This is a genomic window from Cellulosilyticum ruminicola JCM 14822 (genome assembly GCF_001311925.1).
Taxonomy (GTDB): domain Bacteria; phylum Bacillota; class Clostridia; order Lachnospirales; family Cellulosilyticaceae; genus Cellulosilyticum; species Cellulosilyticum ruminicola.
The window spans coordinates 73164-93769 of the sequence record NZ_BBCG01000006.1 but is presented as its reverse complement, the minus strand read 5'-3'; the positions used below and the strand labels follow the sequence as shown (position 1 = coordinate 93769).

Annotated in this window: 12 protein-coding genes and 4 pseudogenes; 8 read left to right on the top strand and 8 right to left on the bottom strand. The window is 33.0% G+C overall.

The window, feature by feature from the left end; all coding sequences use genetic code 11:
• Positions 1-19: 19 nt before the first annotated feature.
• The 6 genes and pseudogenes from upp to JCM14822_RS03570 form a co-directional block, all read right to left on the bottom strand.
• Positions 20-650 (bottom strand): annotated as a pseudogene (upp, locus tag JCM14822_RS03595) (uracil phosphoribosyltransferase).
• Positions 651-697: 47 nt separating this feature from the next.
• A complete protein-coding gene (gene rpiB, locus JCM14822_RS03590; protein ID WP_054739732.1) occupies positions 698-1129 on the bottom strand; it encodes a ribose 5-phosphate isomerase B in 432 nt (143 codons plus the stop codon).
• Positions 1130-1263: 134 nt separating this feature from the next.
• Positions 1264-2340, bottom strand: a complete 1077-nt coding sequence (locus tag JCM14822_RS03585) for an L-threonylcarbamoyladenylate synthase (RefSeq protein ID WP_054739730.1) — start codon at positions 2338-2340, stop codon at positions 1264-1266.
• Between the two features lie 340 nt (positions 2341-2680).
• Positions 2681-3085: an adenine nucleotide alpha hydrolase family protein gene (locus JCM14822_RS03580; protein ID WP_054739729.1), complete on the bottom strand. Its 405-nt coding sequence runs from the start codon at positions 3083-3085 to the stop codon at positions 2681-2683.
• 385 nt (positions 3086-3470) lie between these two features.
• Positions 3471-5936 (bottom strand): glycogen/starch/alpha-glucan phosphorylase, encoded by a 2466-nt coding sequence (locus tag JCM14822_RS03575; RefSeq protein WP_054739727.1) that lies wholly within the window; start codon positions 5934-5936, stop codon positions 3471-3473.
• A gap of 372 nt (positions 5937-6308) precedes the next feature.
• Positions 6309-7543: pseudogene (locus JCM14822_RS03570) on the bottom strand (M18 family aminopeptidase).
• Positions 7544-7863: 320 nt separating this feature from the next.
• Here JCM14822_RS03570 and JCM14822_RS03565 point away from each other — a divergent pair.
• A complete protein-coding gene (locus tag JCM14822_RS03565; RefSeq protein WP_172674760.1) occupies positions 7864-10440 on the top strand; it encodes a heavy metal translocating P-type ATPase in 2577 nt (858 codons plus the stop codon).
• Between the two features lie 60 nt (positions 10441-10500).
• On the opposite strand, the gene JCM14822_RS19935 is transcribed toward JCM14822_RS03565, so the two are convergent.
• Together JCM14822_RS19935 and JCM14822_RS19930 are read right to left on the bottom strand one after the other, a co-directional pair.
• Positions 10501-10671: a hypothetical protein gene (locus JCM14822_RS19935; RefSeq protein ID WP_157047607.1), complete on the bottom strand. Its 171-nt coding sequence runs from the start codon at positions 10669-10671 to the stop codon at positions 10501-10503.
• Between the two features lie 151 nt (positions 10672-10822).
• A complete protein-coding gene (locus JCM14822_RS19930) occupies positions 10823-11218 on the bottom strand; it encodes a hypothetical protein (protein WP_157047606.1) in 396 nt (131 codons plus the stop codon).
• Between the two features lie 254 nt (positions 11219-11472).
• On the opposite strand from JCM14822_RS19930, the gene JCM14822_RS03555 reads away from it, so the two are divergent.
• From JCM14822_RS03555 to JCM14822_RS24385, 7 genes and pseudogenes are all read left to right on the top strand, one after another.
• Complete coding sequence (locus JCM14822_RS03555; RefSeq protein ID WP_334291641.1) at positions 11473-12750, top strand: O-acetylhomoserine aminocarboxypropyltransferase/cysteine synthase family protein; 1278 nt, start codon at positions 11473-11475, stop codon at positions 12748-12750.
• A gap of 81 nt (positions 12751-12831) precedes the next feature.
• Positions 12832-12987 (top strand): hypothetical protein, encoded by a 156-nt coding sequence (locus JCM14822_RS20905; RefSeq protein WP_172674759.1) that lies wholly within the window; start codon positions 12832-12834, stop codon positions 12985-12987.
• A 417-nt stretch (positions 12988-13404) separates the two neighbouring features.
• Entirely contained in the window at positions 13405-14337 is a 933-nt protein-coding gene (locus tag JCM14822_RS03550; RefSeq protein WP_054739721.1) for a magnesium transporter CorA family protein, read from the top strand.
• A 288-nt stretch (positions 14338-14625) separates the two neighbouring features.
• The gene (locus tag JCM14822_RS03545) at positions 14626-18342 is read left to right on the top strand and encodes a X2-like carbohydrate binding domain-containing protein (protein WP_054739720.1); all 3717 of its coding nucleotides are present in this window, start codon (positions 14626-14628) and stop codon (positions 18340-18342) included.
• A pseudogene (locus tag JCM14822_RS24790) lies at positions 18306-18419 on the top strand (hypothetical protein); the annotation flags it as partial. The gene JCM14822_RS03545 and the pseudogene JCM14822_RS24790, both read left to right, overlap by 37 nt.
• Positions 18420-18437: 18 nt before the next feature.
• The gene (locus tag JCM14822_RS21480; protein ID WP_054739718.1) at positions 18438-18653 is read left to right on the top strand and encodes a hypothetical protein; all 216 of its coding nucleotides are present in this window, start codon (positions 18438-18440) and stop codon (positions 18651-18653) included.
• Between the two features lie 191 nt (positions 18654-18844).
• A pseudogene (locus JCM14822_RS24385) lies at positions 18845-20550 on the top strand (ammonium transporter).
• Positions 20551-20606: the final 56 nt, after the last annotated feature.

Sequence of the window (20606 nt, the reverse complement as noted above, 5' to 3'; positions counted from 1 at the left end):
AGCTAAGATTTAAAAATTATTATTTAGTACCAAATAATCTGTCACCAGCATCACCGAGACCTGGAATAATATATGCGTGGTCATTTAATTTTTCATCTAAAGCAGCACAGTAAATATTTACATCTGGATGTGCTTCTTGGAGAGCTTTAAGACCTTCTGGAGCTGCAAGTAAGCATAAGAAGTTGATGCTTGTTGCACCACGATCTTTGATAAACTGAATAGCAGCGATAGCTGAACCACCAGTTGCAAGCATTGGATCAAGTACAAAGAAATCTCTTTCTTCAACATCTTTAGGTAGTTTACAGTAATATTCTACTGGTTGTAATGTTTCTGGATCTCTATAAAGACCGATATGACCAACTTTAGCTGTTGGAAGTAAATCTAACATACCATCAACCATTCCAAGTCCAGCACGTAAGATAGGTACAATACTTAAGTTCTTACCAGCAATACGTTTACCAGTAGTTGTTGTAATAGGTGTTTCAACTTCAAAGTCTTCAAGTGGAAGGTTACGAGTTGCTTCATAACACATAAGACCTGAAATTTCGCGAACAAGTTCACGGGAATTCTTTAGAACCTGTATTTTTGTCTCTTAAGCGGCTTACTTTATGTTGGATAAGTGGATGATCCATGATAAATAATTTTCCCATATTATAGTATTCCTCCTAGCAATTGTTATAAGTAAATTTTTTTAATTTTATAATTCTTCTATTTTAGCGATACGTTTAATATGACGTTCTTCATTAGAGAAAGGTGTTGATAAGAATGTGTCAACTACCTTAATTGCATGAGAAGGACCAATAACGCGGCCACCTAAGGCAATAATATTTGTATCATTGTGAAGACGAGTTGCTTCAGCAGAAAATACGTCATGACAAAGGGCACATCTAATACCAGGAATTTTGTTTGCTGCAATAGAAATACCAATACCTGTACCGCAGATTAATACACCTTTTTCAGCTTCGCCACTTAATACAGCTTCAGCTACAAGTTTTGCATAATCTGGATAGTCAACAGCATCTGTTGTCATACATCCATAATCTTTAAATGGTGTTCCATTCTCTTTAAAATGAGCGATAATTTCTTGTTTAAGTGCAAAACCACCGTGGTCGCATGCAATTGCTATCATAATAGTTCCTCCGATTATTTAGTTTTAAATTTGATTTAAATGTTACTTAATTATTTAGACATCATAACTACTATAATCTATTTTAGAAATTTGTAAAGCTTTATTAAACTTATTGTTTTATAGAAGCTAGAGGCCTAAATAGTGATGAAGTGATATCCAGCTGATTTTTCAAGTCTATTCATAATGGCTACACCAAGTCCTTTTTTAGGAAAGGCGAGAGAATAAACTATGTCAATCCCATTGTCATCAAAGCTTCTAAGTACTTCAAATAAGTGTGCAGAAATAGTTTGTAAGTCACTTTCTGTCCCAGCACTAAGTACGAGGTCAGCATCAAATAAATGTTTAGTTTCATCAGTAGCTAGTATACCAACTTTTTTGTTATGCTCATGAGCTTCATTTACTAAAGTAGTAAGGTGCTCTCTGAGATTGTCTAAATCCCCAAACATATTATGATGCGCAACATCAAAATATGCAGATGAATTTTTAATAATAAACACATCAGCATTAGGTGAATAATGTGTATATTTCATACCTGGTGCTTTAGGCTTTTGACCTTCTTTGAGTGTATTTGTAATAGCTGGGTCAATTGCGATTTTGCCTAGGACTTCTTCTAGCATTTCATAAGTAATGCCACCTGGACGAAGTACAGTGGCAATGTCACCAGTTGTATCTACAATCGTAGATTCAACGCCTATTTCTGAAGAATCTCCATCAATAATACAATCAATTTTGCCATCCATATCTTCAAATACACGTTGCATATTAGTAGGACTCGGTTTACCGGAAGTATTGGCACTAGGTGCAGCAATAGGAAGACCAGAATCCTTAATAAGCTTTTGCATTAAAGGATGTGAAGGAAATCTAACTGCAACCGTATCAAGTCCTGCTGTAACGGCTCTAGGAACAATAGATTTAGCCTTAAAGATAAGTGTAAGAGGGCCTGGCCAAAAACGTTCAATAAGTTTTTGAGCAATAGGTGAAACCTCTGTTACAAGTTTATAGAGCATATCTAAATCAGCAATATGTACAATGAGAGGATTGTCATTAGGACGACCTTTTGCTTTAAAGATATTGCCAACAGCTGTCTCATTTAAAGCATTTGCACATAATCCGTAAACAGTTTCAGTAGGCGCTGCTACAAGACCGCCTTCCCTAATAATGCGAGTTGCTTGATCAAATTGCTCTAAGTCTTTAATAATGATAGTTTTCATAATAAAAACTCCTATTTGCTTATGCAAGATAATTAAATTACTACCTTATAGTATAACACAAAATGATAGTAAAGATAAGGGAAATACTAAAATTTACAAAATAAGGGGGATTGCGTGGAGAGGTGCGCTTGAGGTGTAGGGGGAATCATGAAGCTATTTGGCAAGATTGCATTGCAGATTATAAAAAGCAAGCCGGATATGAAGAAAGTGAAATAAGAATAAATTATCTTATCTTAATAAAGAGGAAGAAAATTAGTGAGTATATATTAAAAAGAGCTTAAATGAAATATAAATCAAAAGAACGCCAGATATTGTATAAGCAATAACTTAGCGTTCTTTTTTAAGCGTCTAACTGCCTGAATTCTTCTCTTGGTACTACATTGAGGTGAATGTAGTCGAATTTATTTGAGAGGTCTTCGTAAACGTTTGATTCTGATTCTTGAACATTATCTAGCGTCTCACCAATTACGACCTCTGTAATTTTTTGTTCTATGATAAAGTTTGAAATAGTTTCAGATACGTTTTCGCTACATAAGAAATGTATTTCGCCACCAAGTTCGCTACCATAGGTAAATAATTCTGCTAGTAAATTACTACTATCGGCATGATCAAATACAGTCTCTCCTTTTCTAATATGTAGAATATGAAGAGAGCCATTTACAGCGCGGGCAATATTAAATCCTTCTGAGATTAAACGATGGCTATTCTTTTGTATGGTAATACAAACAAGCACTTTTTTATTCATGGCACTCACTCCTTAATTTAGCAAATCAATACTTATTTCTTTATACATATAGTATAACACAAAGTAAAGGAAAAAGTGTGAAAATATTATGAAAAAAGCACCCGCTTAAACGAATTTAAGGGGGTGCTTTTGTTTAAATTGCTTAATTACAAAAGAAAAATGAGAGAGGTATTTGCATATTTGTGTAGTCTAACTATCAATGAAACAATTGATTTTGAAGGGGGAGTATTCAGATCTATGATTCATTAAAAAGACATATATAGTTACTTGCAGTACATAAACAAGTTTGATTCAATTTCATAATAATTTTTAAGCAGTTTAAAAAAGTAACTTTGATGTTTCATATCATCTAATTATAGTATATGAATCCCCTTCAAAATGGTGATTATTTTTTTGGAAGAATTAGAGGTTTAATATGCCAAATATCCTCTGCGTATTGTTTGATTGTACGGTCTGAACTAAATTTACCAGAACATGCTGTATTAATGATAGCCATCTTGTTCCAATTCTTTTGATCAAGATATGCTTTAGCAACTTTAGCTTGTGCTTCATGATATGGACGTAAATCTTTAAGGATAAAATAAGGATCAGCTAAGTTGTCACCTGCACGATTAAGAAGTGATTCATATAGCTCAATGAATAAATCAGATGCAGAGTGAATAATTGTACCATTAATAAGTTGTTTAAGTACTTTATTAATATCCTCATCATGATTATAAATATCCCAAGGATTATAAGAACCTGATTTATAAAGAGAAAGAACTTCTTCACAAGTAAGACCGAAGATGAAGATATTATCATCGCCAACTTCTTCATAAATTTCAATATTGGCACCATCTAATGTACCGATTGTAAGGGCACCATTTAACATGAATTTCATATTACTTGTACCTGAAGCTTCTTTACTAGCTGTAGAGATTTGTTCACTAACATTAGCAGCTGGAATAATGATTTCAGCATTAGAAACGCAGTAGTTTTCAATGAATACAACTGTAATATAATCTTTTACATCAGGGTCATTATTAATTAAGTTTGCTACAGAATTAATGAGTTTAATAATCAGTTTAGCACGTCTATAACCTGGGGCAGCTTTTGCACCAAAGATGAAAGTACGTGGCACATAGTTGCCATTTGGATTTGCCTTGATTTCATTATAAAGCATAAGAATATTAAGGACATTCATTAATTGTCTCTTATATTCATGTAAACGTTTAACTTGTACATCAAAGATAGAATCTGGATTTACAATGATATTGTTATTTTCTTTGATGTATTTTGCAAGACGAAGTTTATTATTATGTTTAATCTTACTATAAGCATCAATAAAAGCTGAATCTTGAGCATAAGGAGTAAGTTTCTTAAGTGCTGTTAAATCAGTGTACCAGTCATCACCGATTGTTTCTGTAATAAGGTTTGCAAGCTCTGGGTTAGAGTGTCCGAGCCAGCGACGTTGTGTAATACCGTTTGTTTTATTATTAAATTTATCAGGATAAATATTATAGAAGTTTTTAAGTAAGTCGTTCTTTAAGATTTCAGTATGAATTGCAGCAACACCATTTACAGAGAAACTACCTACGATAGCAAGGTAAGCCATTTTGATTTGTCCATCGCAAACAATAGCCATATCGTGAATGATGTTTTCAGGCATATGATGCACTTCACGAAGTTCGATGCAGAAACGGCGGTTGATTTCTTCAATGATTTGATAAACACGAGGAAGAAGTGTTTTGAAGAGTTCAATAGGCCATGTTTCAAGCGCTTCAATCATAATTGTATGGTTTGTATAAGCGCAAGTATGTGTTGTGATATAGAATGCATCATCCCATCCTAAGTTTTCTTCATCGATTAAGATACGTATAAGTTCAGCTACAGCAATAGCAGGATGAGTATCGTTCATTTGGAATACAACTTTTTGTGGTAAATCATAAATGTTTGCATTAGACTTTTTGAATTTAGCAATTGCTGATTGAACAGTAGCAGAAACGAAGAAGTATTGTTGTTTTAATCTAAGCGCTTTACCTTGATAGTGATTGTCATTAGGATAAAGCACTTCGACTAAAGTCTTTGCTAAAGTTTGTTGTTGAACAGCTTTTTCATAAGCACCTTGGTCGAAGAAACGAAGTACGAATTTTTCTGGTGCCTCAGCATCCCAAAGTCTAAGTCCATTTACAAAACCGTTTTTGTATCCTAAGATAGGCATATCATAAGGAATAGCTAAAACAGATTGGAAATCTTTTTGTTCATAGTGAACATTACCATTTTCATCACAGTAACTATAAACTGTTCCACCGAATTTAACTTCTTGGGCATTGTCATTACGTTTAACTTCCCAAGGATTACCATTAGCAAGCCAATCATCAGGATGTTCTATTTGATAACCATCTTTGATTTCTTGTTTGAAAATACCGTAGTTGTAGCGGATACCACAGCCATAAGCTGGATAAGAAAGTGTAGAAAGAGAATCTAAGAAACATGCAGCAAGTCTTCCAAGTCCGCCATTACCGAGCCCGGCATCAGGTTCTTGATCTTCAATAAGAGAAAGGTCAATTTTAATATTGAGTTCTTTGAGTACTTCTTGTACTTGATCTATGATGCCAAGGTTTAAAAGGTTATTTCCTAATGCACGCCCTACAAGGAATTCCATTGATAAGTAATAAAGTGTTTTAGGTGCTTCTGCATTGTAGACATGTTGTGTTTCAATCCAGTCATCCGTAAGGATATCACGTGTTGCGAAAGCGACAGCTTGATAAAGCTCTTGTGGTGTTGCATCGCTTAATGTTTTACGTGAAAAATTTCTTACATGGTCTAAAATTTCTTTTTTAAATTTTTCTTTATTAAACTTAGTAGCCATTGTAGATACCTCCAATACAATAAATGTTGAAAAACAGATTTATTATAAGCAAGTAGATATAGATAACTTGGAGTATGTTATAGATATGTCTTTGGATAGGATACATATTATAGTGTATTAAAATACCGTTTAAAATATCATAAGTACAACTTATGTTTTTATGGTTATCTATAATAGTTATTGTCAATTTTGAATAATTAAAATAGTCAATTTTATTATACAATAAATTGTAAATATAAGCTAAGTAAAAAATGAGATTTTTTAACTATAAATGGAAATAAAATTAGACATATTGCTACTTGAGAACAATAAATGTAAAAAAAGGCTAATCACAAAAAGAAATTTTGTGATTAGCCTTTTCAATTGTTAATTCTATAGACTAAAGAATGCTTTGATAGCTTCTGATGTATGAATGAAGTCGGCAGTAGCCATAAGTTCACGAGCAGAGTGCATAGCAAGCATTGGTGTACCAATATCCACAGAGCGGATGCCGAGATGAGAAGCTGTAACAGGTCCGATTGTAGAACCGCCTCTTTCATCTGAGCGATTTACGAACACTTGGAATGGAATATTGTTTGCTTTACAAAGTCCTGCAAATACCCCATATGAGTCACTATCTGTTGTATAGCTGAAGTTAGCATTTACTTTAATAGCAGGTCCCTTACCAGGAAGAACTTTATTAGTAGGATCACTTTTTTCCATATAATTTGGATGTGCAAGGTGGGCTACATCCGCAGAAACAATGAATGAATTTGCATAAGTTGTGAAAATATCTTCTCTAGTTTTACCGAGTGCCAATAAGATGCGTTCTAAGATATTGCTAAGAATAGGTGAGTCAGCCCCTTGTTTTGTGTGACTGCCGATTTCTTCATTATCAAAGCAGATAAACATAGATACACCTTTTGTGCTTGTATTATTAAGGATTCCATAAAGACCACTATAAGTCATTGATAAATCATCAAGAGTGGTGCAGAAATGAATTCTTCATTTAAACCAACAAGCATGCTGTTTTCAAATGGATAAAGGTAAAGATCTGCATCTAAAATATCTTCTTTTGAGATATCTAAAGTTTCAGCTATTAATGCAAGCATGAAGTTTTCATCAGCTGGTTGATTTAAATAAGTAAGAATAGGTAAAGTATCTTTTTGTTTATTAATATTTACTCCAGTATTCACTTCACGATTCATATGAATAGCCAGATTAGGAATAATAAGAATAGGTTTATTGATATCAATAAGTTTCATTTCAGGGAAGAGGATATTGTCGCTTTTAACTGCTACGCGTCCAGCTACTGAAAGCGGTCTATCAAACCAAGTGCTAAGGATAGGTCCGCCATAAACTTCAGTATTAAGTTTAATATATGATTCAGTTTGCATTTGAGGATTTGGTTTGATTCTAAAACCGGGTACATCGCCATGAGTCCCTACGATTTTAAAGCCTTCTTTTTCTACATCTAAAGAATTAATGCAAAAGGCTGCAATTGCAGAATCATTAGTTGTTGTATAGTATTTACCACCTTGCTGTAAGTTCCAAGATGTTTTTGCGTCTAAGTAAGTGAAACCATTAGCTTCTAAAATGTTTTTACAAGTTGAAACAGTGTGAAACATAGTTGGACTTGCATCGATAAAATCCATAAGCTGTTTTGTAAGCTGTGCTGTCATAAAGACCTCCTAAGTTAAATCAAATATTTTATTTTATTATAACATTAAAAAATATAGCATTAAAAGAGGTATGAAATATGCAGGATTTATTCTAGTATGTGCGATTTAATAAGAAATAGAAGTTGAATGAAATTAATGTAAAGTGGCAATAGTATGTTGACAAAAGAAGTAGATAGGCATATTATGATTATAGAAAAACATATGAGCAATCATTCATATATTAAAAGGATTTAAACATAAACTAAAAGCTGACAAGGAGGATGAGTATGAAAGCTGCATATCGCCTGGATATTGAGAACTTAAACTGTGCACACTGTGCAGGTAAAATTGAAGAAAGACTTAAACAAGAACCAAATGTGACTGATTTAGAACTTAACTTTTTACTTAAGAAATTAAGATTTAATATGGAAACACAAATGAGTGAAGCGGAAGTTGTGGAACATATACGTGTTATTGCAGATGGCATTGAAAAAGGTGTTAATTTCAAATTAGAAAAAGGCACATATAAATCATTTGAGTTTGAAATTGAAAACTTAAATTGTGGAAACTGTGCCAGCAAAATTGAAGAAAGACTTAAGAAAGAACCAAATGTAAAAGATTTAGAGCTCAACTTTGTACTTAAGAGATTAAAGTTTAATATGGAAACACAAATGAGTGAAGCGGAAGTAGCTGAATATATGCGTGTTATTGCAGATAGCATTGAAAAAGGTGTTAATTTTAAAGTGGAAAAAGAAATATATAAATCTTTTGAGTTTGAAATTGAGAATCTAAATTGTGGTCACTGTGCAAACAAAATTGAAGAAAGACTTAAACAAGAATCTAATGTAAGAAATTTAGAACTTAACTTTATGCTTAAGAAATTAAGATTTGAAATGGATACACCAATGAACAGCAAAGAAGTTGCAGAATATATTCAGGGTATAGCAAATACTATTGAAAAAGGTGTTAAGTTTATTGATATTACAGTAGATGAACAAATAGAAGAAAAAGCTGTACTAGTTCAAGAAAATAGAGGGCGCAAAAAAGAAATTGCATTATTAGGTAGCAGCGTGGCATTAATTATAGCAGGAGCTATTACAGATTTTAATCCTTTATTTTTGATAGCTTATTTATTAGTAGGTTATGATGTTTTAATGCAAGCAGGACGCAATTTACTTAAAGGAAGGGTATTAGATGAAAATTTCTTAATGACAATTGCTACAGTAGCAGCTATTATCATTGGCCAATATCCAGAAGCAGTGGCAGTTATGCTCTTTTATAAAGTCGGTGAATATTTACAAGGCCGAGCAGTAGATTATTCTACAAAAGAGATTGAAAAGGCTATGGATATTCGTCCAGATTTTGCTAGAGTTATAAGAAACAGTGCACAAGTTGTAGCACCTAAAGAAGTATGTGTAGGTGAAATTATAGAAGTAAGACCAGGAGAAAAAGTACCTTTAGATGGTGAGATTATTGAAGGTAAAGGTACACTTGATACATCTATGCTTACAGGAGAATCTCTTCCAGTATATGTAGAAAAAGGTGACACTGTATTAAGTGGTAGCATTAATAAAGATAGTATTATTAAAATTAGAGTAACACAAGCATTTAAAGATAGTACAGTTTCTAAAATCCTAGATCTTATTCAAAATGCAAGTAGCAAAAAATCTAAATCAGAACAATTCATTACAAAGTTTGCAAAATGGTATACACCAGTTGTTGTGGGCTTAGCAGTATTTACAGCTATTGTGCCTTCAATTGTAACAGGTAACTGGCAACAATGGATTTATAATAGTATTGTATTCTTAGTCATTTCTTGTCCATGTGCCCTAGTTGTATCTGTACCACTTGGCTTCTTTGCAGGAATTGGAGCAGCATCTAAAGCACAAATCTTAGTTAAAGGAAGTAATTATTTAGAAGAGCTTAATAACATTGATACAATTGTTTTAGATAAAACAGGAACAATTACAAAAGGTCAATTTGGGGTAACTAAGGTTATTACAAATGGTGTAGGTAAAGAACAATTACTTGAAATGGCTGCAATTATTGAAAGTGGTTCAAATCATCCCATTGCAAAATCTGTAGTTAATGCATATAAAGGTGACATTACAAAAGTCAAATTTGAAAGTTTTGAAGAAGTAAGTGGTGCAGGACTTGTAGCCAAAGTAGAAGGTGCTACATTACTTGCAGGTAATGATAAATTAATGAAGCAATATCATATAGATTACAAAACAGTAAGTGAAATAGGTTCACATATCTATATTGCAAAAGACAATCGTTATTTAGGATGCATTGTTGTAGCTGACGAAATCAAAGAAGATAGTGCAGAAGCTATTCGAAAACTTAAAGCACAAGGTATCAAAAAAGTAGTAATGCTTACAGGAGATAAAAAAGAAATTGCTGAAAGCATTGCTAAAAAAGTTGGCATAGATGAAGTTTATGTAGAACTTTTACCAAGTGATAAGGTAGAAAAAGTAGAAGAAATTCTTAAAACAAATAGAGTAGCATTTGTAGGAGATGGCATTAATGATGCCCCAGTTTTAGCAAGAGCGGATATAGGAATTGCTATGGGTGGAGTAGGATCAGATGCAGCTATCGAAGCTTCGGATATCGTACTTATGACGGATAAACTTTCATCAATTAGTGATGTGCTTAAAATCGCAAAGAGAACAAGAACTATCGTAACTGAAAACATTGCCTTTGCTTTAGGAATTAAAGTGCTTGTATTAATTCTTGGTCTTTTAGGCGTAGCTAATATGTGGCTTGCAATATTTGCAGATGTAGGAGTATCTCTTATTGCAGTAATGAATTCTATTCGTATACTCGGTAAAGATTTCAGACACATGTTCAAAATTATGAAATAAAATAGCATAATATAAATTAAAAACCTGCTAATGAAGTTTTCCATTGGCAGGTTTTTAATTTTAATAATTTATATTTTTAATTTCTTCTAGATAGTGAGAACGAAGTGCATGTGCCATTTTAGTTTGATTTTCTGGAATTGGAATTTCGAGAACGAAGTAAGGTTCATCAGCATATTCTATTTGGCCATAAACAAATTGTAATACAGGTTCACCTTCAGTATTAATTGACACGTTATCTAAGAAATAAATAGATTTTTGAAGCGTATAGATATCATCTAAAAAATAGATAAGATCTTCACTAAAAATAACTTCTATAGAATCAGAATAAAGTTTTTTAAAGTAAGAGTTGGTAACTAGTATACCAATAAGTAGAAAGAAAATGCTAATAATAGGACCTAGATAAGGCCATGTGTAGATAAGTAGTAAAAAAAGTACAAGCAAAAATGAGGACAAGTATAAATGTAAAAAAGAGTGTACACATTGCATTATGTTTATATTCTTTAAGAGTGCTTATTAAAATTTCAGAAGAATTAGGATCAAACGACCAACGCGCTAATATAGGTAGATCGTTATCAGTAAGCGTTTTTAGCAAATTGTATTTTTTATAATGAACGGAAAAAGCCGCAATACCAATGAATATAAAGCAGATAGCATATAACAAAATTGCGCGCTGTGTATTAGGAGAGAGTGTAGGAACCAAAAGACCTAATAGAATAAAGAGAAAACCAAGCACAACAATTAAAAGAGAGAGAATACAATAAATATAATTTTTTTTCATACGCTTCCTCCTCGAGTAAAAAAGATATGTCTAGTAATTATTATATGAAAAGGTAAAAAATATGGGCATGACCGTGTTAAAATTACTCGTAAAAATTAAAACTTAGTATGCATATTGACATACATATAAGGGGATAATAAAATATAAAAAATAAGTAAAATATAAAAATAAAGAATTATGTTGTTGAAAAATAAAATAATATGAAATATTATTAAAATTCTAGAATGTATTTAATTAAAAACCTATCAAGGAGGATGGAGAGAATGGCAGATTGGAAATTTGATACATTACAAGTTCATGGAGGGCAATCAGTAGATCCAACAACTAAATCAAGAGCGGTACCTATTTATCAAACAACATCTTATGTGTTTGATAATTGTGAACATGGTGCTAATTTATTTGGATTAAAAGAGACAGGAAATATTTATACACGTCTCATGAATCCAACATCAGATGTATTTGAAACAAGAGTTGCTTTACTTGAAGGCGGGGTGGCAGGTTTAGCAGTTGCTTCAGGTTCAGCAGCTATCACATATGCAGTTATGAATATTGCAGAAGCAGGAGATAATATCGTTTCTGCAAGTACATTATACGGTGGAACATATCACTTATTTGTAGATACATTACCTAAATACGGTATTACAACTAAATTTGTAAATCCAGATGATTTCGAGGCATATGAAGCTGCTATTGATGATAGAACAAAAGCCATTTATGTAGAAACATTTGGTAACCCAAGTATTAATGTTATTGATTTTGAAAAAGTAGCTGCAATTGCACATAAACACGATATTCCACTTGTTGTAGACAATACATTTGGAACACCTTACTTAGTACGTCCTATTGAATTTGGTGCAGATATCGTTGTACATTCAGCAACGAAATATATCGGTGGACACGGTTCAAGTATTGGTGGTGTTATCGTAGATAGTGGTAAATTCAACTGGAAAAATGGTAAATTCCCGGGATTTACAACACCAGACCCAGGATATAATGGTGTTGTATATGGTGATGTTCCAGGTGGATTTGTAGCAAAAATTAGATTACAACTTTTAAGAGATACAGGTGCGTGTATTAGCCCATTCAACTCATTCTTATTATTACAAGGATTAGAAACACTTTCACTTCGTGTTCAAAGACATGTTGAAAATGCTAAGAAAATCACAGCATATCTTGAAAAACATCCTAAAGTAGCTTGGGTTAACTATGCATCACTTCCAAGTAGTCCATACTATGAATTAGCTCAAAAATATGCACCAAAAGGATCAGGAGCAATCTTTGCATTTGGTATTAAAGGTGGTAAAGAAAACTGTATTAAATTTATTGAGAAACTTAAAATCTTTTCTTTACTTGCTAACGTAGCAGATGCTAAATCACTTATCATCCACCCAGCAAGTACAACACATGCACAGCTCAATGAGGAACAATTAGAAGCAGCAGGTGTTGGTCAAGACTTAATTCGTGTATCTGTAGGTATCGAAGATGCAGATGATTTAATTGCTGACCTCGAACAAGCTCTTGAACAAATCTAAGAAGCTACATAAGTGATGAATAAAACTTATCTTATCACCTCATACCACTTAAGATAAGTCGATATATAAGGTGGTGAGCATATGGCTAAAGCTGGTATGAGACGACCAGATGAACATGAACTTCATGGCACAGAAAGTAATCATAAATTATGTTGTTCGAAAGACCCACAACAAACAGTTACCGAGATTCAAGGTAAAGCAAAATGTGGCAATAAAAAAGTAGGTAAAATTTATTAAATAGGCCCTATAAATAACCCTATAATAGAAAAAAGGCTTTCACAAGTGTATGTAAATACGTGTGAAAGCTTTTTTGAGTTAAAATACAGATTTCTTTATAATTTCCTCTTATTTCAAGTCATTTTACTTGACAGGGCATAGAGAATAAAATACTATTAATAAGGAAGCTTTATGAATTAAAAGCTAAAAAATCAAAATACTAATAAGGAGAGTGAGTATGAATGGAAGCGGAACCGAGTTGTAGGTGGAAGCAGACTAAAGGAATAAAAAATACTCACCTTATTTTATGGTTAAAATAACTCTTTAAGCGAACATGAAGTGGTAAGATCATTTAAGCACATCCTACATGGAAGTACTTATGCCTGTTTAGAAAGTTATTTTAAAATAGGCTAAGGTGAAAAATGAGGGCGTGATAGCATGAAAGAAATCTATAAAACATTTGATGAAACAGGGTTAGTCCAGCTTAGCGCATTTGAAGAAGGCGCATGGATTAATTTATGTAATCCTACACCACAAGAAATTAATGAAGTAGCAACAGAGTTTAACATAGAAACTAATCATATTTTATCTGCGTTAGATGAAGAGGAACGTGCGCGTATAGAAGTAGATGACAATTGTACAGTTATTATTGTTGACGTTCCTATTAAAGATGAAGAAGGGCATAATGGGTATGAAACAATTCCATTAACAATTATTATTGGAGATAAATATATTATTACAACATGTCTTCAAAGAATTCAGTTATTAGAAGACTTTAAGTCAGGTAAAATCAAGGGATTCTTTACATTTAAGAAGACTAGATTTATTCTTCAACTACTTTACAAAAATGCGTCCTACTTCTTACAATATCTAAGACATATTGATCGTTTAAGTCATCAAATGGAAGCAGAACTTCATAAATCTATGAGAAATAAAGAGTTACTTCAATTATTTGATTTAGAAAAGAGTTTGGTGTACTTCACCACATCACTTAGAGCAAATGAAATTGTTCTTGAAAAGATGATGCGTATGGAAAATATTAAACGTTATCCAGAAGATGAAGATTTACTAGAAGACGTTATCATTGAAAATAAGCAAGCCATTGAGATGGCTAACATTTATAGTAACATTTTAGGTGGAACAATGAATGCATTTTCATCTATTATCTCTAATAACCTTAATATTGTAATGAAAACCCTTACTTCTATTACAATTATTATGGCGATACCAACAATGATAGGTAGTTTCTGGGGAATGAACGTAAAAGTTCCTTTAAGTGAGAATCCGCATGCTTTTAGTGGAATTATACTTATTTCAGTAGTAATCACTGCGATTATTGCATTTATTATGATTAAGAAAAAGCTATTTTAAATAAATTGAAAAGCGTGTTACATTAAGGGGATGTAACACGCTTTTATTATATTCAAGTAATATTTGAACTTTAAGTTAAATTATAAATTGATATTAACCCTAAATAATGATTAATTTACTTTACAGGAATTTAAAAAGGGTATTGAAAGAGAATTATAAGCCTCATTAGAACAACATTATAATAAGTAAAATTACACATTATACTCCATTAATCTTTAAAAAAAAACTGCTAATTATATAATAAATTTAAAGATTTAGAAAAAAAACTTAAACAAATGGAGGTAATTTATGAGTAAAAAAATATTAAAAAACTTAACAGCTACTATTGGTCAGTACGCACGTAAGTTTGTACTGCCAGTCAGTTTAGCAGTAATGTGTATTGCACCAAACTGTGTATATGCTTATGACACTGAAATCAACGAGTGGAAAAACGTACAAATTTATGGTGGTGGTATGATTACTGGTGTCGAATTTAGTGAAGCAGAAAAAGACTTAATTTATGCAAGAACAGATATGGGTGGTATTTACCGTTGGCAACCAGAATCAGAAAGCTGGAAACCTCTTACTGACTGGGTAGGACCAGAGATGTGGAGTAACTTAGGATGTGATGATTTAGCTACAGATCCTAATGATGCGAATCGTGTTTATGCATTAATGGGTGAATATGATAATGGTTGGACAGATGTAAAAGGTGCAGTATTCTGCTCAGAAGATAGAGGAGAAACATGGACAATTTCTGAACTTCCTTTCTTCTGTGGTTCAAACATGCAAGGTAGATTAATGAATGCAAAACTTGTTGTAGATCCTACAAATTCGGCTGTACTTTATTTAGGTTCTAGAAATGATGGTTTATGGAAAAGTGAAGATTATGGAAAAACATGGAATAAAGTAGAAGGTTTCGATATAGAAGGTGACTTCTATTACAATAAAGGTGATGCATATGGTGGTCACTTAGGCATTACTTTTATTGTATGTGATAAGAATTCTAATGTAACAGAAAAAGGTTGTCAAACACTTTATGTGGGTATTGGTAATAGAGATCATTCTATTTATAAATCAACAGATGGTGGTAAAACATGGGCTCCAGTAGCTGGTGAACCGCGTGGAAAAATTGTAAATGAAGCAACTGGCGAATGGAAAATGCAAGACGGTGATACATATTTACCATATCAAACATATCTTACAAAAGATGGTATACTTTATGTAACATATACAACAGAAGCTGGACCATATGTACCAGGTTATGGTGATATGTGGAAATACAATACAAATACAGGCGAATGGAAACTTATCAGTCCAAAATCTAGTAAGAATGCACCTGATGATCCATATTATGGATATCAAGGCCTTACAGTGGATGCTCAAGATGAAAATACGCTTTTAGTAGTTTGTCAATCTTGGTGGCCAGATTTATTTATGTACAGAAGTAAAGATGGTGGAGAAACATGGGAAAATGTATGGGATTGGATTAGTTACCCACAACGTAATGTAAAATGTGACATGGATATTACAGATGCACCATGGCTTGACTGGGGCAGCACACATGCACCAGATGATAATGCGACAGCATCACCTAAAATTGGTTGGACAGTAGGAGCTATTGCAATTGACCCATTCAATTCAGATAGAATGATGTATGGTACAGGTGCTACACTTTATGGTACAGACAATTTAACAAACTGGGATAAAGGTGAAAACTTTACTATTAAAGTTAGAGCAAGAGGTATTGAAGAAGTTGTATCAAATGCCCTTATTACAATTCCAGGTTCAGAAGATGATGGTTTAGTAAGTAGTTTATATGATGTCAATGGTTTCTATCATGAAGATGTTACAAAAGTACCTGAAATCATGGCTAATATCAAACCAGGTGATAAATACGGTACATTAAATAGTTCTGTAGACTTAGATTATGCTGAACTTAAACCAAATATTGTAGTACGTGTAGGTGAAAGAACAAAAATTGATGATTATGGTAGCTACTTAAGTGGTATGACATGGTCTAAAGATGGTGGTAAAACATTCTCTGTAATTCATAGCAGAATTGGAGAAAGTAATGGTAAAGGTGAAGTTGCACTTGCTGCTGATGGAGAAATTGTAGTATGGGCTACACCAGATGAACCAGTAAGTTGGTCAAAAGGTGGATATAACTGGACAGCTTCTGAAGGTATCCCAACAGGGGCAAATGTATGCTCTGATCGTGTAAACCCGAAAGTATTCTATGGTTATAGCCAAGGTAAATTCTATGTAAGTACAGATTCAGCTGAAAGCTTTACAGAAGTAGCACTTGAAGGTAAACCAGGTATTGGTGCAAGCACAGATAATACAACTATTAAGGCAGTAAGAGGTCATGAAGGAGATGTATGGCTTGGTACAGCTAAAGGTGAAGGAGAAAAAGGACTATGGTACTCAGCTGATCAAGGTCAAACATTTACAAAAATTGAAGGTGTAGATGAAGCGCTTACATTTGGTTTTGGTAAAGCTAAAGAAGAAGGTGGATATCCAGCAATTTATATTGCAGGTAAAATGGAAGGACAAAATGGTTTCTTTAGATCTGATGATAAAGGTGAAACATGGACACGTATCAACGATAATAATCACCAATATGGTTTAGTAGATCCTTGCTGTGATATTACAGGTGACTTTGATGTATATGGTAGAGTATATATCGGAACAAATGGACGTGGTATTGTTTATGCTGATACAGGTAGTGGACAAGTAACAGCACCAAGTGCAACACTTGAAAAAACAGGAGCTACATTTGATAAAAAAGAAAGTTTACAAAAAGATATTACAATTGCAGTTAAACCTAATGGTAATACACTTAAAGCTGTTAAAGTTGGGGATAAAGTATTAGTAGAAGGCAAAGATTATATAGTAGATGGGGATAAGGTAACAATCCTTAAATCATTCTTAGCAGCTCAAGAAGAAGATAAAGTAAAAGTAACATTTGACTATAGTGATGGTAAAGATCCAGTGCTTACAATTACTATTAAAGAAACAGGAACAAGTGTAGCTTTAAGTAGTTTAGCTGCAAGTTTTGATAAAAAAGCAGAATTGCAAGAAGATGTAGCAGTAGAATTTGATGCAGATGGTGCTACATTAGAAGCTATTAAAAATGAAGATACAATTTTAGTAGAAGGTATAGATTATATAGTAGAAGATAATAAAGTAACAATTCTTAAATCATATCTTGACCAATTTGAAGAAGGTAAAGTAGATTTAACATTTGACTTTAATAAAGGTACAGATCCAGTTTTTACAGTAGATATTACTAGAACAGTGATTGATTCTGTACTTACAACAACAACAGATACATTTGACTTAGCAAATAAAGATGATGTTACAGTAGGTATGGTGTTAAAAGGTAATACACTTGTAAGTATTGCTAAAGATGGTAAAGTATTAGTTGCTGGAAAAGATTATACAGTAGAAGATGATCAAGTAGTATTTGCTAAGTCTTATCTTGATACGCTTAATAGAGGTGCAAATGAATTCACATTCACATTTAGTGAAGGTAAAGATGCAAGTTTTGTAATTAATGTTGTAAATACATTAGAAAAAGATTCTGTAGTAACACCTAAAGAAGCAAGCTTTGATAAAAATGTAGAAGTTCAAAAAGATGTTGTAGTAAATGTAGAGCTTAATGGTAATATATTAGAAGCAGTAAAACTTAATAACAAAGCACTTATAGCAGGAAAAGATTATGAAGTAAAAGAAGATAAAGTTGTACTTCCAGCAAGCTATCTTGCTACATTAGAAAAAGGTACGTATAACTTCACATTTACATTCAATGTAGGTTCAGATCAAATTGTAAAAGTAGTTGTAGATGATACAACAGAAATAGACGCAGTAGCAGGTAATATTGATATTCAAGTAGAAAATACAACAGATCCAACTGCAAGTGCAATAGCTCCTAAATTTACAATAAAAGCTAAAGAAGGTAAAGAATATGATTTATCTAACTTACAATTCGTTACTACTTCACAAATGAACAACCAAAAGTAGGTACAACTTGTTGGGTTGATGCAGCAGCGATACAATATTCAACAGCACCATGGTATGTAAGTATAGGAGAAAACATAATAGGTACGGTTAAGAACATGGAAACAGCTACACCTACAGCAAGTCAATACATTGAATTTACATTTGATATAGATGATAAACTTACTAGTGCAAGCACATTAGTAATGGGTATACGTATAGCAAATAATAATTGGTCTGCATTTGATCAATCAAATGACTTCTCTTATGAAGGTGCAGATAAAGTTGCAGTATTTTATGATGGAGAGCTTATAAGCGGTATGATTCCACAATAAGTTGAAGTTAATGTGATAAAAATTTAAAAAATACTGGAAATTGCTCAAAGTATATGTTATAATACATATAAATAAAACAACGGATAGCAAAGGCGCTATAGATTAAAAAATTAATCTATAGCGCCTTTTTGTTGTTTTACAGAGTTTATCTATGTGATACAACTTAAAGTAGAAATTAAGGGGGAATATGTATGTATTCAGCAGCAAGTACAATATGGGTGTTATTAGGAGCGGCTTTAGTATTCTTTATGCAGGCCGGTTTTGCAATGGTAGAAACAGGCTTTACAAGATCTAAAAATGCCGGAAATATTATTATGAAAAACCTTATGGACTTTTCCATTGGGACACCACTTTTTTGGTTAACAGGTTTTGGTTTAATGTTTGGTGGAAGTAGTGCTTTTATAGGTGGACTTGATTTGTTTAGTATGGGACAGTATACAGATGCATTACCAGCTGGTGTACCTAAATATGCATTCTTCATTTTCCAAACAGTTTTTTGTGCAACAGCAGCAACAATTGTTTCAGGAGCTATGGCAGAGAGAACAAAGTTTATTTCTTATTGTATATATAGTGCACTTATTAGTGCTATAGTTTATCCTATTTCTGGTCACTGGATTTGGGGCGGTGGTTGGCTTGCACAATTAGGATTCCATGATTTTGCGGGTTCAACTGCAGTTCATATGGTAGGTGGTGTAGCAGCTTTCGTTGGGGCAACTATCTTAGGACCTAGATTGGTAAATTCTCAAAAGATGGTAAACCTAAAGCTATTCCTGGTCATAGTCTTACACTTGGTGCATTGGGTGTATTTATTTTATGGTTCTGTTGGTTTGGATTCAATGGTTGTTCTACAGTAAGTGCAGATGGTGATGAAGCACTTATTGCAATGGGTACAATTTTTACAACAACTAACTTAGCAGCAGCAATTGCAACACTTTCAACAATGATTATTACATGGTTAAGATATGGTAAACCAGATGTGTCTATGACATTAAATGGTTCATTAGCTGGGTTAGTAGCTATTACAGCAGGATGTGATGTGGTTGATCCATTTGGAGCATTTTGCATCGGACTTGTAGCATCATTCGTAGTCGTATTTGGTATTGAATTTGTAGAAAAAGTATTAAAAGTAGATGACCCTGTCGGAGCGGTCGGAGTACACGGTATGTGCGGTGCAATAGGGACTGTTTTAACTGGTTTATTTTCAACAACAGAAGGTCTTTTTTATGGCCATGGTGTTAGATTTTTAGGAATTCAGATACTTGGTGTAGTTTGCGTTATTGTTTGGGTTGCTGTTATGATGACAATTATATTCCAAGTTATTAATCATACAATTGGCTTAAGAGTTTCAGCAACAGAAGAAATTAGTGGTCTTGATTTACCTGAACATGGTTTAGTAAGTGCTTATGCAGACTTCTATACAACAGGAAGCAGAATGATTAGTAGCAATGAAGTGGCAGTAACAGTAGATTCTGATCAAGTGGTGAGTCCTGAAGTAGCTATTCCGGTAACAAGAGTAGAAGATGTATCATCAGCAGGTGGAGCTACTAAGATGACACAAATTAGAATTATTACAAAAGAAAATCACTTTGAAGTATTAAAAGAGGCTATGAATCGTATAGGTATTACAGGTATGACAGTTAATCACGTATTAGGATGTGGTATGCAAAAAGGTTCTACAGAACTTTATCGTGGTACACCTTTAGAAATCAACTTACTTCCAAAAGTTCAAGTGGATATTGTGGTATGTAAAGTACCAGTAGAAACAGTTATTAAAGAAGCAAAACGTGTACTTTATACAGGACATATTGGAGATGGTAAAATCTTCGTTTACAATGTAGAAAATGTTATCAAGGTACGTACAGGTGAAGAAGGTTATGATGCACTTCAAGATAAATAAGGGATAATCTTATAAAAAGAAGTGATATAAGACTAGAAATAGTTTTATATCACTTC

What these genes read in the sequence shown, in the direction of transcription:
- rpiB (WP_054739732.1), bottom strand. Translation starts at nt 1,129, where the DNA reads ATGATAGCAATTGCATGCGACCACGGTGGTTTTGCACTTAAACAAGAA.
- JCM14822_RS03585 (WP_054739730.1), bottom strand. Translation starts at nt 2,340, where the DNA reads ATGAAAACTATCATTATTAAAGACTTAGAGCAATTTGATCAAGCAACT.
- JCM14822_RS03575 (WP_054739727.1), bottom strand. Translation starts at nt 5,936, where the DNA reads ATGGCTACTAAGTTTAATAAAGAAAAATTTAAAAAAGAAATTTTAGAC.
- JCM14822_RS03580 (WP_054739729.1), bottom strand. Translation starts at nt 3,085, where the DNA reads ATGAATAAAAAAGTGCTTGTTTGTATTACCATACAAAAGAATAGCCAT.
- JCM14822_RS03555 (WP_334291641.1), top strand. Translation starts at nt 11,473, where the DNA reads ATGGAGAGAATGGCAGATTGGAAATTTGATACATTACAAGTTCATGGA.
- JCM14822_RS03565 (WP_172674760.1), top strand. Translation starts at nt 7,864, where the DNA reads ATGAAAGCTGCATATCGCCTGGATATTGAGAACTTAAACTGTGCACAC.
- JCM14822_RS03545 (WP_054739720.1), top strand. Translation starts at nt 14,626, where the DNA reads ATGAGTAAAAAAATATTAAAAAACTTAACAGCTACTATTGGTCAGTAC.
- JCM14822_RS21480 (WP_054739718.1), top strand. Translation starts at nt 18,438, where the DNA reads ATGGAAACAGCTACACCTACAGCAAGTCAATACATTGAATTTACATTT.
- JCM14822_RS03550 (WP_054739721.1), top strand. Translation starts at nt 13,405, where the DNA reads ATGAAAGAAATCTATAAAACATTTGATGAAACAGGGTTAGTCCAGCTT.
- JCM14822_RS19930 (WP_157047606.1), bottom strand. Translation starts at nt 11,218, where the DNA reads ATGAAAAAAAATTATATTTATTGTATTCTCTCTCTTTTAATTGTTGTG.
- JCM14822_RS20905 (WP_172674759.1), top strand. Translation starts at nt 12,832, where the DNA reads ATGGCTAAAGCTGGTATGAGACGACCAGATGAACATGAACTTCATGGC.